This is a genomic window from Dactylosporangium sp. NPDC049742, assembly GCF_040674675.1.
Lineage (GTDB): Bacteria > Actinomycetota > Actinomycetes > Mycobacteriales > Micromonosporaceae > Dactylosporangium > Dactylosporangium maewongense.
On sequence record NZ_JBFANF010000069.1, the window covers coordinates 20,399 to 34,423 of the forward strand.

Below are 14,025 nucleotides of genomic sequence, written 5' to 3' on the forward strand. Positions count from 1 at the left end.
CTCAACGTAGGTCAATGCCTCCGCCGTATCAAGAGGGTCCCGGCAAACTTCGACGGAACCCTATGCCGTCAGGTCCGGTCGTCGGCGCGGAAGCGTAGGGCGTACTGGCCGGCCGGGACGGCGGCGAGCATGGTGATCGCGAGGAGCAGGACCGCGAGCAGGGGCTGGCGGCTGTGAAGGTACGGGCCGGCGGCGAGCACGGCCACGACCACCGAGGCGAGCAGGCCGCCGCCGGTCAGCACCGCCCAGGTCTGGCGGCCGGTGCGGACGGCGAGCGCGAGCGCGGCGGCGCCGGCGAGGAGGGCGAGGACCCAGCTGATCTGCCACGGCTGCGGGCCGACGTGGTTGCCGGGCCAGTCCACGACGCCCAGGCCGAGCATGCCGCGGTGGATGTTGCGGCCGGGTCCGGACGCGTCGATGACGGTGATCGGCGTGAACGGCGAGAACTTCGCGCGGACCGGGTTGGCGGGGCCCAGGACCATGGTCGCGGTGCTGGCGACCGCGAGCAGGACGGCGGTGACCGCGGTGGCGAGCAGCGCCGGCCGGACGCGGTGCGGTGCCGGTAGGCCGGTGCCGCGGACCGCGAACCACGCGACCGGTGCGGCGCCGGCGAGCAGGCACAGCACGGCGGTGAAGGCAGGCCCGGGTGCGCCACCGGCGGTGGTGGCGTCCCGGAGCCAGCCGAGTAGGTCGTGCCGCTCGACGCTGCCGTCGCCGTCGTGGACGAACCGTGTCGCGCGCAGGAGCAGCACGGTGCCGGCCGCGGTGGCCGTGAGCGCCGCGGCCCAGGGCCAGGAGCGGGCCCGTGCCGCCAGCGCGGCGGCGATGAGGGCGAGCAGCGGCAGCGCCGCCGCGTACGCGACGCCCTCCACGGTGATCCCGAAGCCGGCGGAGCCGGGCGAGCGGGCCTCGAGGTCGCCGAACAGCGTCCGGAACTGCGCCATCTGCACCACGGTGAGCAGCACGGCGACGCCGGCGGCGGTGAGCAGCACCGGGTGCGCGACCCGCCGCCGCGCCGCCGCGACCGGCTCCTCCGGCGAAGGGCCGGCCGGGACGCCGACACGACCGGCCGGAGCAGCCGTGGGAGCTTCGACCGGGACGCCGTCACGACCGGCGGGAGCAGCCGTGGGAGCTTCGACCGGGACGCCGTCACGACCGGCGGGAGCGGCCGCGGGAGCTTCGACCGGGGCGCCGTCACGACCGGCGGGAGCGGCCGCGGGAGCTTCGACCGGGGCGGTGGCGGGGTCAACCGGCGCGACCGGCGGTGGCGGCGGGGGAGGGGCGGCCGCCCGTACAGTGCGATCGACCGGAAGCGGAGCCGCCGCCGCGGGCGTGGGAGCGGCGCCCACGGTGTGGACGCTGCCGTTGGCGACGACGAGCTCGGGCTGCTCCAGCACCACCGGCGCCACCCCCAGCGCCCGGTGCAGCAGCGTGGCGACCAGCGGGATCCGGCTCGACCCGCCGACGAGGAACACCCCGGCGAGCCGGTCGGCGGTGACCCCGCTGGTGAACAGCGTCGCCGTGGTGAGCGTGACGGTGCGCTCCAGCCACGGCCGGACGAGCGTGTCGAGCTCGTCGCGGGTCAGGTGCAGGTCGGCGTCGAAGAGCGGCACGCTCAGCCCGGCGTTGCTGCCGCGGGTCAGTTGTTCCTTCACGGCCCGGGCGTCCTCCCACAGCGCCGCCCGGTGCCGCCGGTCGACGGCGGAGCCGGGCGAGGCGAGCCGTTGCCACAGCGCGGGATCGCGGTCCGCGACCTGCCGGCGGACCCAGTCGACGACCACCGCGTCGAGGTCCACGCCGCCGACGTCGTCGAGGCCGTCGGCGGCCACGACGTCCCACGTGTCGCCGCCGGTGCGCCGCACGACGCTGATGTCGAACGTGCCGCCGCCGAAGTCGTACACGACCATCGTGCTGCCGACGTCGACGCGGTGGCCGAGCACCGTGGTGAACGAGACGGCGGCCGCGACCGGCTCCGGCACCAGTCGCGGCGCGGGCAGGCCGGCCGCCGCGGCCGCGTCGACGAGGAGCTGCCGCCGTCGCGGCCCCCAACCGGCCGGGTGCGTCAGGACGAGCCCTGACGGTGTCGCGCCGCCGAGGGTACGGGCGGCCTCACCCCCGGCCCGCCGCAGCACCGCGGCGATCGCGTCACGGACGGGCACCTCGGCGTCGCCGAGCAGGAGCGCGCCGTCGTCGACGCGGCGCTTCGGGTGCGGCTCGTAGGCCGCCGGGTCGAGCCGCGCGCCGCGCTGCGCGTCGCGCCCGACGAGGAGCTCGCCGCCCTCGGCGTGCACCCCGGACGGCAGCAGCGGCGAGGCGTCGAAGAGCAGCAGCTCGACGGCGCGGTGCGGGTCGGCCCGGGCGAGCGCGGCGACGGTGTGCGATGTGCCGAAGTCGATGCCGAGCGTCTCCCCGTCAGACATGCACCGAGCCTGTCGACCGACGTTGCTGGACGGCGAGCGTCAAACCCGCCGCCGCGCCCAGCGTCGCGGCCCCGCCGTGGACGTCGCCGAGGACGAGGAGCACGAGCGCCGCGACGAGGCTCACCGTCCCCAGCGCCCGGACCTGGAGCGAGGTGCGGAGCACCAGCGCCGCCGCGGCGAGGGACGCGGCGAGGCCGAAGTCGACCAGCGAGCTGCCCGCGCCGACCGGCAGGACGACGAGCCCCCACAGCCCGCCGAGCACCTGCACGGTGCCGGCGAGCGCGAGCCACCGCGCCGTGCCCCAGCGGCGCTCGGCGAAGGTGCCGAGGACGGCCAGCGCGACCAGGTTGAAGACGGTGCCGGTCCAGCCGCTGTCCTGCACGACGAACGAGCTGACGAGCCGCCACACCTGCCCGTCCGCGATCGCCGCCCGGTCCCGCCGCAGCGCCTCGAACAGCCCCGGCGCCACCGTCAGCTGCAGCCCCGACACGACCGCGACGACCGCCATCGCGGCCAGCGTCGCCACCGGCACCTTCGCGGGCCCGGCCGGGCGCGGCAGGCCCGCCCCGGCCCACCCGGCGGTGACGAGCAGCGCGACGTAGAGGACCGCCATCCGGCACCCCGAATCAGTGGGCGAGCGCGACGACCGTGTGGGCGACGCGTTCCAGCAGGTGTTCGTCGTACGGCAGCCACGGCACCGCCGAGGCGGGGACCCGGTGCCGCGCGTCGGCGGTGACCGGGTCGCCGTCGCGGGTGACGCGGGCGGTGGCGAGGTGCACGGCGTAGGGGCCGACGTGGACGTGCCGGTCGCCGAACGACACGCCATCGACGCCGGCGAGGATCCGGCGCAGTGCCGCGCGGCGCATCCGGGCCGTCTCGCCGAGGGGCCGGTCGGCGAGCCTGGTGAGCGTCTGCCAGCGGGCGTCGTCGCGCAGCTGCGGGTCGTCGTCGAGGCCGAACGCGGCCACGCTGACGAGCAGGTCCACGCTGCGCAGCGCCTCCGACACGAGCACGGGCGGCGCGTCGGCGAACCGGGCGGGGCGCCACTGGCCGCCGTCGCGGTGCTGGAGGTCCAGCGCGCCGGTGAAGCCGAACCCCGACGCGCCCCGGTGCAGCGGCCCGTCGACGGCGAACGCGACCCGCCACCGGCCCAGGTCGCGGCGGAGCAGCCCGGCGCCGTGCTCGCCGCGCCAGCCGTCGCGCACCGCCACGCCGAGCAGCGGGCGGATCGCCACCGCGTACCCGCCGAACATGTCGGTCGCGGTGCCGTCGCCGGCCGTGTAGTGCTCGCGGAACGCCTGCCGGACCGGCTGCGTCAACCGCCGCTCGACGACCGCGTCCCGCCAGGCGGCCCGGTCCGCCGCGCCGGCCCGCGCCGGGTGCCACAGCCGCACCCGCCCGCCCCGCGGCGGCGCGCCGAGGGCGGCCTCCCACCGGCCGGGCGCGGTCTCGGCCTCCCAGATCAGCCGCGCGGCGAGGTCGCCGGGCACGTCGGCCTGCCACCGCTCCCACGGGAAGCTGACGTCGCCGAGGTACCCGCCCTCGAGGGCGTGGGTCATCGTCGTCAGCTGGGCCCGGGTCGGGGCGGCGCCGGCGGGCAGGCGCAGCGCGATCGCGGGCCGCCGGGCGAGGCCCTGCTCCGCGACGGGCACCAGCCGGTCGAGCTTCTTGACGAGACCGGCGTGGCGGGCCGCGGTGCGGGCCGCCCGCAGCGCCGCCACCGACTCGGGCGTCGGCCAGGCCGCCACCGCCTGGGCGAGGGCGTGGCCGGCCGCCTGGGACGGCGCGGTCCTCGCCGAGGTCGGCGCCACCACGGCGCCGGGCAGCAGCCGCTGCAGCACCTCGCCCGCCCAGGGCTCGTCCCGCAGCAGCGCGACCTGGCACGCCCGCCAGAGCACGTCGACCTCGAGGGGCGTGAACGCCTTGTCCGCCGCGTACCCGGTCCGTCCACTGTGGATGTCGGCGATGCGCGGGCCGGCGGTCTCCAGCGCGGTGCGGGCGAACGGCACGTACCCGGGGAGGCCGGCGAGCCGGTCGACGATGTCGGGCAGCGCCGCCACCCCGCCCATGTCCCGGTGCCGGCCGGCCTCGGCCACCACCGCCCGCCCGGCCACGTCCAGCGCGAGCACCTCCTCGACCTCGGCGGCCGCGAGTGGGTCGCCGGCCAGGTCCGCCCGGACCTCGGCGCTGACGGCCGCGTCGACGGCGGGCCCGGCCAGGGCGGCGAGCACGAGCCTGCCGAGCCCCCGGGCGTCGCGGGCCAGCACCGCCGCCGGTGCGGCGAGATCGGGCGGGAGCGGGCCGGTGCAGCGCAGTACCGCGGCCACCGCCACGCCGGGGGTGAACCCACGCTCCGCGACGGTGTGGAACAGGTCGGCGCACGCGGCCGGGGTGAACGCCGGCGAACGCTCCTGGACCGCGAGCCGCACCGCGCCGGCGGCCATGACCGCCGGCGGTGCCGCCTCTGCGACCACCTGCCACGCCGCCACGAACAGGGCGCCGAGCTCCTCGTCGCCGACGCGGCTCAGGTCCGGGGGCTCGCCGGTGAACCGCGGGTCGTCCGGGGCGGGCCCCGTCATGGCCTGGAGCAGCCGTTGCGCGTAGGGACCGAGCGTCACGCCGGTGGAGTGTAGAGGCCGACGAGCCGGGCGACGGCACCCCGGTCTCCGTCGATGTCCGCGGCGTCGAGGCCGAGGCCCTCGAAGAGGATGTGGGTCCACGCGGTCGAGTCGGCGGTCACGGTCGCGGCTGGGTCCCGGATCTCGCCGGTCCGCACGTGTACGGCGCCGCCCTCGGCCACGGTGTGGAAGACACGGACGGGCGGGTGGGCGCGGCGGGCGTCGTGGAGGCGCAGCACGACTGCCGGCACCTCGCCCGGCGCGTCCGGGGCCATCGTCCGCATCGCGAGGACGACCGCGTCGGGCGTCATACCGCCGGTCGTGGCCGGGTCCGGTCCGGCCGAATACCAGCGGCCGAGGGCCGCCAGGACACCCTCCAGCTCGCGGCCCCACGCGGTGGCGACATACGCCCGGGTGCGGGCGAGGTCGGGCAGCACGACGTGGTCGACGATGCCGGCCTGCCGCAGGGACCGCAACCGCTCGGTGAGGACGGCGGGAGTGATGCCACGGACCGCGTCCTGCAGGTCCCCGAAACGCTTCGGGCCGAGGATCAGCTCCCGCACGATGATGAGCGTCCACCGGTCGCCGACGAGGTCGAGCGCGTTCGCGGCGCGGCACGCGTCGCCGTGGTCGCCGTAGCCCTGCCTGACCGGCACGTGCGTCTCACCCCTCCCGGCTCCGGCTCACCCTGGCTCATTCTGGCTCGCCCGGACTCACTCTGGTGAACATAGGTTCGACTATGTTTAGGATAGTGGACATGACCGCTTCCCATGATGTGACGCCCGCCCCGGCGGTCGTGGACCGCGCGACCTGGCTGCGCGAGCGGGAAGGCCTGCTGGCCCGCGAGAAGGCCCACACCCGCGAGGGCGACGCGATCGCCGCGGCGCGCCGCCGCCTGCCGATGACCGAGGTCACGCCGACCTCCCTGGTCGGGGCCGGCGGACCGACCCCGCTCGCCGACATCTTCGCCGGCCGCGACCAGCTGGTCGTCTACAAGCACATGTGGCACCTGGACAAGCCGTTCGAGGACCAGTGCGAGGGCTGCACCGCCTCCATCTGGGACTTCCACGACGCCGCCTACCTGGAGGAGCGCGGCATCTCGTTCGCCGTCTTCGGCGAGGGCCCGTATTACCAGATGGCCCCGTTCCGGGAGTTCATGGGCTACACCCACCGCTGGTATTCGACCTACGGCATCGACGACCCCGCCTACGCCGGCGGCGGCGTCATCGCCTGCTACCTGCGCCAGGGCGACCGGTTCTTCCTCACGTACGAGACCACCGGCCGCGGCGTCGAGGCCATCATGGGCTCGCACAAGCTGCTCGACATGACCGCCTACGGCCGCCAGGAGACCTGGGAGTCGTCCCCGGACGGCTGGCCCCAGGAGCCGACGTACACCAGGTGGCGCCGCGACGGCCGGCCCGTGCCCCAGTGGACCAGGCCGTCCGTGACCCCGGTCGGCGACCGGCCGGAGCCGCACTGCCACTGAGCCCGGCGTCCGTGGAAGATGCCGGGTTCTTCCGGCGTGCCTATTGACAAAAAAATCTTGTACGTAAAGACTTGGCTTGTCATGAGAGACGTCGTCTACCTCGACCAGATCGAGCAGGCTGAGGCCCTGCTCAAGCCGCAGCGGATCGACGTGCTGCGGCGGCTCGCCGAGCCCCGGTCCTGCACCGAGGTCGCGGTCGAGCTCGACCAGACCCCGCAGCGGGTCTACTACCACGTGAAGCGCCTGGTGGAGGCCGGCCTGGTCAGTCAGGTCGCCGAGCGCCGGGTGCGCGGGATCCACGAGGGGATCTACCAGGCGGCGGGCCGGTCCTACTGGCTGTCTCCGGGCCTGGTCGGCCGGATCGGGCTGCGCCAGGCCCGGGACCTGCTCAGCCTCGGCCACCTGGTCGACCTGATGGAGGAGGTGCAGGCGGACATCGCCGCGCTCGACGTCACCCGTCCGGACCTGCCGTCGATCGGCGTGTCGGGCGAGATCAAGGTGCGCCCGGACCAGCGCAAGGCGTTCCTCGAAGAGCTCCAGCAGACGCTGCAGGACTTGTTCACCCGCTACGGCGGCGCCGAAGGCGACGGTTTCCGCCTGGCGGTCGCCTGCTACCCGAAGGAAGACCCCGCGGACCGCGCCTGACCCGCGCCCGGCCGCGGCCGCTCAGGCGCCCGCGCCGCCCTGCCACACCCGGGCACCCGCCGGTGACCCGCTCACGGCGGGGCGTCGGCCGGTTGAGGCGGGGATGGCAGGGTGACGGTGACCGTCAGGCCGCCGGCGTCCTGCGGCTCGGCGACGACCGTGCCGCCGTGGGCGCGGACGATCGACCGGACGATGGCGAGGCCCAGGCCGGTGGAGCGGCCGCCCGCCGGGCGGTCGGCGGACAGCCGCTGGAACGGCTCGAACAGGCGGTCGACCTCCGCCGGCGGGATGGCCGGGCCGCTGTTGCGGACCACCACGACCGCCGGACCGTCGGCGCCCCCGCCGCCGGGGGCGCCGGTCGTCACGTCGACCCAGCCGCCGGGGACGTTGTGCCGGACCGCGTTGTCGACCAGGTTGCGCACCAGCTGGTCGAGCAGGGCGGGATCGCCGAGGGCGGGCGCCGGGAGCAGGTCGGTGGTGACGGTCAGGTCGGCGGCCACGGCCTCGGGGTCCGCGTCGCCGAGCGCGGTGGCGGCGGCGAGCGCCAGGTCGTGCGGCTCGCGGGTGACGGCGCCGCTGTCGCTGCGGGCCAGGGCCAGCAGGCCGTCCAGCAGCCGCTCGGCCCGGCCGGTCGCGGTGAGCACGCGGGTCGCCATCGCCTGCCACTGCTCGGGTGTGCTCTGCCGCTTGGCGAGCAGGACCTCCGCGCCCGTCCGCACGATGGCGAGGGGGGTCCGCAGCTCGTGCGAGGCGTCGGCGACGAACCTCCGCTGGCTGTTGAACGACCCCTCCAGCCTGGTCACCATCGCGTCGAAGGTGTCGGCCAGCTCCTTGAGCTCGTCGTCCGGCCCGGCCAGCGCGACCCGCTCGTGCAGGTGGTCCTGCGAGATCCGCCGGGTGGTGGTGGTCAGGGTGCGCAGCGGCCGGAGCATGCGGCCGGTGACGATCCACGAGACGCCGACCCCGGCGACGAACGTCAACGCCAGCGCCAGCGCCGACATCTCCCCGGTGTGCAGCAGCTCCTGCCGGCGCAGCCGCTCGTTCTCCGCCAGCTCCCGCCGGACCGACTCGAGCTTGTCGGCTCCCTCCGGATTGTCGGCGGGCGCCTGGATCTCGGCGACCTCGGCCGCGGTCGGGCCGTGCACGTTGGTGTAGAGGCTGTTGTACAGCAGCGCGTAGTTGAGCGCGAGCAGCCCGGCGCAGGTGAGGACCAGCATCACCGCGTACACCAGGGTGAGCCGCAGCCGGATCGAGCGGCGGGGCCGGTGCGTCCTCACAGCCGGTACCCCGCGCCGACGAGCGTCTCGATCAGCGGCGGGTCGCCGAGCTTCTTACGCAGCCGCGCCACGGTCACCCGGACGGTCGCGGTGAACGGGTCCGCGTGCTCGTCCCACGCCCGCTCCAGGAGATCCTCGGCGCTGACCACGGCGCCGGCGGCGGACATCAGGATCTCCAGCACGGCCAGCTCCTTCGTGGTGAGCGGGATGATGCGCCCGCCGCGGGTCACGACCCGCCGCCCGGTGTCGAACGTCAGGTCGGCGCGCCGCAGCACCCGCGGCGCGTTGTTGGCCCGCCGCGCCAGCGCCCGGATCCGCAGCACCAGCTCGTCGAAGACGAACGGCTTCGGCAGGTAGTCGTCGGCGCCCAGGATCAGACCGGCGACCCGGTCCGCCGCCTCACCCGCGGCGGTGAGCATCAGCACCCGCGCATCGCTGCCGCCCGCGGCGAGCGCCGTGCAGACCTGGTCGCCGTGCAGCAGCGGCAGGTCCCGGTCGAGGACCACCACGTCATACCGGTTGGCGCCGGCCTTGTGCAGCCCGTCCAGCCCGTCGCCGGCCACGTCGACCGCCATGCCGTGGTCGCGCAGCCCGTCGGCGACCTGCTCGGCCAGCAGCGCCTCGTCCTCGATCAGCAGCACCCGCACCGGACCGTCCTTTCCCTGCCATTGTCGGCGGACGGGGATAACACCAGCGTTACAGACGCTGTGACGCCCGCGTTGCCGGTCCGCTGCTGCACTGGCCGCCATGAGAACGAGACTCCTCGCTCGGGCCGTGCTGCCGCTCCTGCTCGCCGCCTTCGCGGGCGCCTGCTCGAAAGCCGGCAGCGACGACGGTGTCGCCACCGTCGACGGCACGTCCAGGCCCAGCACGACCGCGACCGGCAGCCTGCAGGAGCAGGCGATCGCCTACACGCGGTGCATGCGCGAGCACGGCGTCCCGCTCAGCGACCCGGAGGTCAGCGCGTCGAGCATCCGGATGGGCCCGGTGGACAAGGCCGCCGTCGGCAACGACAAGCTGATGGCCGCGGAAGCGGCGTGCGCGCCGCTGCTGCCGCAGCTCCCGCCGGCCGAGGCGGCGGCGAAGGTGGAGAAGTCCCGGGAGTTCTCGCGGTGCATGCGGGCGCACGGGTTCCCGGACTTCCCCGACCCCGAGGCCGACGGCCACATCGCCGACGTGCCGCTCGCGATCCGCGACGACCCGCGGTACATCCCGGCCAAGCAGCTGTGCGACGACCACGTCCGGTCCTACACCCCGAGCCCCGCGGTGACCCGGTGAGCCGGCGCGGGCAGGCGGCCGCGGTCGCCGGGGTCGTGGGCGCGGCCACGGCGGCGGCCGTCGGGCTCGCCGGCTTCCAGTTCGGCGGCGGCGACACCGGCACCCCGGACGCGTCGGACCTGCCGCCGGCCACCGCGCAGGTGACCCGCACGACGATGCTGGACACCGACGACGAGCCCGGCAGCCTCGGCTACGGTCCCGCCACGGCCCTCGCGGGCCGGATCCCGGGCGTGCTCACCCAGCTGCCGCAGGCCGGCGACGTCGTCGACCGCGGCCAGCCGGTGTACCGCGTGGACGACGCGCCGGTCGTGCTGCTGTTCGGGGACGTCGCCGCGTACCGGACGCTGGCCCCGGGGGTCGTCGGCGCCGACGTCCGGCAGCTGGAGACGAACCTGCGGGCGCTCGGCTACACCGGGTTCACGGTCGACGACAGCTTCTCGGCGACGACGGCCGCCGCGGTACGCCGCTGGCAGCAGGCGAACCACCTGCCGCAGACCGGGCAGGTCGAGCTCGGCCGGGTCCTGTTCGCGCCCGGGGCGATCCGTGTCGACACCGTCACCGCCGGCGTCAACGGGTCCACCGGCGACGGCGACGAGGTGCTGCGGTTCACCGGCACCGGACGGGAGATCACCGTCAAGCTGGAGGTGTCGAAGCAGCGCCTGGCCCGCAAGGGCGTCGCCGTCCAGGTCCAGATGCCCGACGGCAGGACGGTGCCCGGCCGGGTCGAGCGGGTGTACACGGTGATCGAGCAGCAGGACGGCCCGCCGCTCACGAAGATCGAGGCGATCGTGTCGCTGGGCGACCCGTCGGCCGCGACCGGCGTCGAGGCGGCCGTGGTCACCGTGACGTTCACCGCCGCCGAGCACAAGGACGTGCTGACCGTGCCGGTCGCGGCGCTCGTCGCGCTCGCCGAGGGCGGCTACGGCCTCGAGGTCGTCGAAGGCTCCGGCACCCGGTACGTGCGGGTGGAGACCGCCCTGTTCGCCAACGGCCGGGTCGAGGTCACCGGCGACGGCCTGCGCGAGGGCATGACCGTGGGGATGCCGCGATGATCGAGCTGACCGGCGTCACCAAGGAGTACCCCGGCGGGGTCCGGGCGCTCGCCGGGATCACGCTGCGCATCGGCGCCGGCGAGCTGGTCGCCGTGGTCGGCCCGTCCGGCTCCGGGAAGTCGACGATGCTGCACATGCTGGGCACCCTCGACCGGCCCACCTCGGGCACGGTCGCCGTCGACGGGCACGACGTGTCGCGGCTGTCGGACCGGCAGCTGTCGGCGCTGCGCGCGAGCCGGATCGGCTTCGTGTTCCAGCAGTTCCACCTCGCCGCCGCGGTGCCCGCGCTCGACAACGTCGCCGACGGGCTGCTCTACGCGGGTGTTCGGGTGAAGGAGCGCCGCCGGCGCGCGGAGGCGACGCTGGAGCGGGTCGGACTCGGGCACCGCCTCGACCACGAGCCGCACGAGCTGTCCGGCGGCGAGCGGCAACGGGTCGCGATCGCCCGCGCCGTGGTCGGCGGTCCGGCGCTGCTGCTCGCCGACGAGCCGACCGGCAACCTGGACACCGCGTCCGGGCGGGGCATCCTGGCGCTGCTGCGGGAGCTGCACGCCGGCGGCACCACGGTCGTCGTCATCACCCACGACACCTCGGTCGCCGCGGCATGTGACCGGCAGATACACCTTCGCGACGGCAGGGTGGCGGACCGGTGACCGGGCCCCGCCTCAACCCTGCCCGCCTCGCCGTGCGGGACGTGGTCCGGGTCGGCGCGGCCGGCCTGCGCACCCGGCCCACCCGGGCGCTGCTGTCGGCGCTCGGCATCGCGATCGGCATCGCCGCGATGGTCGCGGTCGTCGGCATCTCCTCCTCGTCCCGGGAACAGCTCGACCGGCAGCTCGCCGCCCTCGGCACCAACCTGCTGACGGTCGCGCCCGGCCGCACCGTCGAGGGCGACGCGGCGAAGCTGCCCGCCGAGGCCGAGGCGATGATCGCGCGGATCGGCCCGGTCACCGGCGTCTCGGCGACCGGGAAGGTCACCGGCGCCAAGGTGTACCGGACGGACCGGATCAACCGGGCGGAGACCAACGGCCTCACCGTCCTCGCCGCGCGGGAGAGCCTGCCGCGGACCGTCGGTGCCACGGTGCGCGGCGGCACCTGGCTCAACGGCCTGACCGGCCGGTACCCGGCGGCGGTGCTGGGCGCGGCGGCCGCGGAACGGCTCGGCGTCGGGCGGGCCAGCCCCGAGGTGGAGATCCTGGTCGGCGGCGAACGGTTCACCGTGATCGGTGTGCTGCGCCCGGTCGCGCTCGCCCCCGAGCTGGACGCGGCGGTGCTCATCGGCTGGGACGTCGCCGCCACCGCGTTCGGCTTCGACGGCCGGGCCGGCACCGTCTACGCGCGGACCCGCGACAGCCAGATCGAGGCGGTCCACGGCGTCCTGGCCGCGACCGCCAACCCGCAGGCGCCCGGCACGGTCGCGGTGTCCAAGCCGTCGGCCGTCCTCGCCGCCCGCCGGGCCGCCGACACGACGCTCAACGGCCTACTCCTCGGCCTCGGCGCGGTGGCCCTCCTGGTCGGCGGCGTCGGCGTGGCCAACACGATGGTCATCTCCGTCCTGGAGCGCCGCGCCGAGATCGGCCTGCGTCGCTCGCTCGGCGCCACCCGCGGCCAGATCCGCCTGCAGTTCCTCGTCGAGTCGCTGCTGCTGTCGACCATGGGCGGCCTCGGCGGGGTGGTGCTCGGCGTCGCCGTCACCGCCGGCTACGCCACCTACCAGGCGTGGCCCTCGGTCGTCCCGGCGTGGGCGACCGCCGGCGCGGTCGCGGCGACGATGCTCGTCGGCGGGGTCGCCGGCCTGTACCCGGCGGTCCGCGCCAGCCGGCTGTCACCGACCGAGGCGCTCGCCGCGCCCTGAGCCACAGTTCGCAGCGGCCGGGCATAGCGGCCCGGCCGCACGGGTACGGTCACTCTGATCGCCAGATCGCTGCGGGGAGGGCACCCGGGTGCGGTACGGGCCGCACTGCCACCTCGACGGCACGGTCGCGGCCCAGGCCGCCGGCAACCTCGAGGACGGTGGCCATGCTGGAGCGGGTTGACTACGACGTACGGCAGCACGCGGTGTACTCGGCCGGGCGGGCGCTGCCGGAGGGGACCGCGGGGCTCTGGTCCGGGGTGTTCGCCAGGTGGGCGGGCGCGCCGAACCCGTTGACGGCGCTGGACCTGGGTTCGGGCACGGGCCGCTTCACCCCGATCCTCGCGGACACCTTCGGCGGCCAGGTCTACGGCGTCGAGCCGTCGGAGCGGATGCGGGAGCAGGCGGCCCCCCACCCGCGCGCGCAGTACCTGGCGGGCAGCGCGGAAGCGATCCCGCTGCCGGACGGCTCCTGCGACGTCGTGCTGCTGTTCCTCGTCTTCCACCACATCGTCGACCGGCCCCGCGCGGCGGCGGAGATCCGCCGGGTGCTGCGCCCGGGCGGGCGGGTCCTGATCCGCAGCGCCTTCTCCGACCGCCTGCCCGACCTGTACTGGCACCGGTTCTTCCCGAGCGCCCGCGACGTCGAGCGGCGCATGTTCCCGACGGTCGCCGAGGTGACCGGCCTGTTCGAGGACGCGGGCCTGACGGTCCTCGGCCTCGACCGGATCCGCGAGACGGTCGCCACCGACCTCGCCGCCTACGCGCGGCGGCTCAGCCTGCGCGCCATCTCCACCTTCGAGCACCTGACCGAGGAGGAGACCCGGCTCGGCTTCGCGGCCCTGGACCGGGCGGTCGCCGCCGGGGACGACCCGGGCCGCATCACGATGGACAGCGACCTGCTCGTTCTCGGGAATTCCTGAGAAACCTGTCGGATCGGGCGGGACGTGTTCGTAGATGGGGTGAGCGCCGCCCACGAGGGCGGTCCGGACCGCGGGAGATGATCCGAGGATGCAGTACCTGGTTTCCGTCCTCTTCGACGACAGCGTCGTGCCCAGAGACGACGAGATGGCCGCGATCGACGCGTTCAACGACCGGATGCGGGCCGAGGGGCACTGGGTCTTCGCCGGCGGCCTCGCCGCCCCCAGCGCCGCGACGGTCCTCGACAACCGCGACGGTGCGGGCCTGATCACCGACGGCCCGTATGTGGAGACGAAGGAGTACCTCGCCGGCTTCTGGGTCTTCGAGGCGCCCGACCTCGACGTGGCCCTGAAGATCGCCGCCGAGGGGTCGCGGGCCTGCAACCGCCGCGTCGAGGTCCGCCCCTTCGCCCAGCCGTGACCCGCCGGTGGGGGGGGGGCGGCCGGCCCGCGGCGGCCCCCCCCCGCCCGCCCCCC

General features: G+C 75.6%; 14 protein-coding genes. 8 read left to right on the forward strand and 6 right to left on the reverse strand.

Translation table 11 applies throughout. The annotated features are described in order from the left end of the window. Positions 1-68: 68 nt before the first annotated feature. Genes AB0J72_RS48790 through AB0J72_RS48805 form a run of 4 tightly spaced genes read right to left on the reverse strand, consistent with a single transcriptional unit; the run spans position 69 to position 5,694 of the window. Entirely contained in the window at positions 69-2,420 is a 2,352-nt protein-coding gene (locus AB0J72_RS48790; protein ID WP_363412816.1) for an Hsp70 family protein, read from the reverse strand. Beyond that, positions 2,413-3,033 carry a rhomboid family intramembrane serine protease gene (locus AB0J72_RS48795; protein ID WP_363412818.1) on the reverse strand — a complete coding sequence of 207 codons (621 nt, stop codon included), beginning with the start codon at positions 3,031-3,033 and terminating at the stop codon, positions 2,413-2,415. The genes AB0J72_RS48790 and AB0J72_RS48795 overlap by 8 nt, the downstream gene beginning before the upstream one ends. Before the next feature lie 13 nt (positions 3,034-3,046). Then, the gene (locus tag AB0J72_RS48800; RefSeq protein WP_363412820.1) at positions 3,047-5,038 is read right to left on the reverse strand and encodes a DUF4132 domain-containing protein; all 1,992 of its coding nucleotides are present in this window, start codon (positions 5,036-5,038) and stop codon (positions 3,047-3,049) included. Further along, a complete protein-coding gene (locus AB0J72_RS48805) occupies positions 5,035-5,694 on the reverse strand; it encodes a helix-turn-helix domain-containing protein (protein ID WP_363412822.1) in 660 nt (219 codons plus the stop codon). Before AB0J72_RS48805 ends, AB0J72_RS48800 begins: the two co-directional genes overlap by 4 nt. Before the next feature lie 101 nt (positions 5,695-5,795). Here AB0J72_RS48805 and AB0J72_RS48810 point away from each other — a divergent pair, with 101 nt between their 5' ends. Both AB0J72_RS48810 and AB0J72_RS48815 read left to right on the forward strand, forming a co-directional pair. Next, entirely contained in the window at positions 5,796-6,524 is a 729-nt protein-coding gene (locus AB0J72_RS48810; RefSeq protein WP_363412824.1) for a DUF899 family protein, read from the forward strand. A gap of 81 nt (positions 6,525-6,605) precedes the next feature. Continuing rightward, positions 6,606-7,169, forward strand: a complete 564-nt coding sequence (locus AB0J72_RS48815; RefSeq protein ID WP_363412826.1) for a helix-turn-helix domain-containing protein — start codon at positions 6,606-6,608, stop codon at positions 7,167-7,169. Between the two features lie 71 nt (positions 7,170-7,240). On the opposite strand, the gene AB0J72_RS48820 is transcribed toward AB0J72_RS48815, so the two are convergent. Together AB0J72_RS48820 and AB0J72_RS48825 are read right to left on the reverse strand one after the other, a co-directional pair. Continuing rightward, positions 7,241-8,446: a HAMP domain-containing sensor histidine kinase gene (locus tag AB0J72_RS48820; protein ID WP_363412828.1), complete on the reverse strand. Its 1,206-nt coding sequence runs from the start codon at positions 8,444-8,446 to the stop codon at positions 7,241-7,243. After that, entirely contained in the window at positions 8,443-9,093 is a 651-nt protein-coding gene (locus AB0J72_RS48825) for a response regulator transcription factor (protein ID WP_363412830.1), read from the reverse strand. Before AB0J72_RS48825 ends, AB0J72_RS48820 begins: the two co-directional genes overlap by 4 nt. A 100-nt stretch (positions 9,094-9,193) precedes the next feature. Between AB0J72_RS48825 and AB0J72_RS48830 the strand changes: the two genes are divergently transcribed. From AB0J72_RS48830 to AB0J72_RS48855, 6 genes are all read left to right on the forward strand, one after another. Then, on the forward strand, positions 9,194-9,724 hold the full coding sequence (locus AB0J72_RS48830; protein ID WP_363412832.1) for a hypothetical protein: 531 nt from the start codon (positions 9,194-9,196) through the stop codon (positions 9,722-9,724). Then, the gene (locus tag AB0J72_RS48835) at positions 9,721-10,776 is read left to right on the forward strand and encodes a peptidoglycan-binding domain-containing protein (RefSeq protein ID WP_363412833.1); all 1,056 of its coding nucleotides are present in this window, start codon (positions 9,721-9,723) and stop codon (positions 10,774-10,776) included. The genes AB0J72_RS48830 and AB0J72_RS48835 overlap by 4 nt, the downstream gene beginning before the upstream one ends. Then, positions 10,773-11,429: an ABC transporter ATP-binding protein gene (locus tag AB0J72_RS48840; RefSeq protein WP_363412835.1), complete on the forward strand. Its 657-nt coding sequence runs from the start codon at positions 10,773-10,775 to the stop codon at positions 11,427-11,429. Before AB0J72_RS48835 ends, AB0J72_RS48840 begins: the two co-directional genes overlap by 4 nt. Next, on the forward strand, positions 11,426-12,631 hold the full coding sequence (locus tag AB0J72_RS48845) for an ABC transporter permease (protein WP_363412837.1): 1,206 nt from the start codon (positions 11,426-11,428) through the stop codon (positions 12,629-12,631). Before AB0J72_RS48840 ends, AB0J72_RS48845 begins: the two co-directional genes overlap by 4 nt. 164 nt (positions 12,632-12,795) lie before the next feature. Further along, complete coding sequence (locus tag AB0J72_RS48850) at positions 12,796-13,551, forward strand: class I SAM-dependent methyltransferase (RefSeq protein WP_363412839.1); 756 nt, start codon at positions 12,796-12,798, stop codon at positions 13,549-13,551. Positions 13,552-13,639: 88 nt separating this feature from the next. Beyond that, positions 13,640-13,969: a YciI family protein gene (locus AB0J72_RS48855; protein WP_363412841.1), complete on the forward strand. Its 330-nt coding sequence runs from the start codon at positions 13,640-13,642 to the stop codon at positions 13,967-13,969. The last annotated feature ends 56 nt before the right edge of the window (positions 13,970-14,025 follow it).